A 447-nucleotide genomic window follows, 5' to 3' on the forward strand; every position below is an offset into this window, starting at 1 on the left:
GTGTGGATGACGGGCGCGGCGACGGAGGCGTCGCGGTTCTGGGTCGGCATGGCGTGTCCCTGGACGAGGGCCGGAGCTTTGGGATGGGTGAAGGTCATCGGGATCCTACCACCGGCGTTCGAAGCGGCGGCGCAGGATGACGGCCGCGGCGTTCATGACGATCATGAAGATCAGGAGGACGAGAATGGCCGCGGCGGTGCGCTCGTGGAAGGCCCGCTCGGAAGCGTTCTCCCAGATGAACACCTGCACCGGCAGCACGGTCGAGGCGCCGGTGAAGCCTTCCGGCACGCCCGGCACGAACGAGACCATGCCGATCATCAGGAGCGGGGCGGTCTCGCCCAGGGCGTGGGCCAGCGACAGGATGGCGCCGGTCATCACGCCGGGCATGGCCAGCGGCAGCACGTGGTGGAACACGGTCTGGGCCTTGGAGGCGCCGACGCCGAGGGC

Annotated in this window: 1 protein-coding gene; it reads right to left on the bottom strand. The window is 69.6% G+C overall.

The features are described 5' to 3' along the window. Window positions 1–105: 105 nt before the first annotated feature. Window positions 106–447, bottom strand: a 342-nt coding sequence (locus AC1DK4_RS40820) for an ABC transporter permease subunit (RefSeq protein WP_477132280.1), incomplete at its 5' end; no start/stop codon positions are given.

The sequence above is a fragment of the Cupriavidus sp. 05N38 genome (assembly GCF_056397345.1).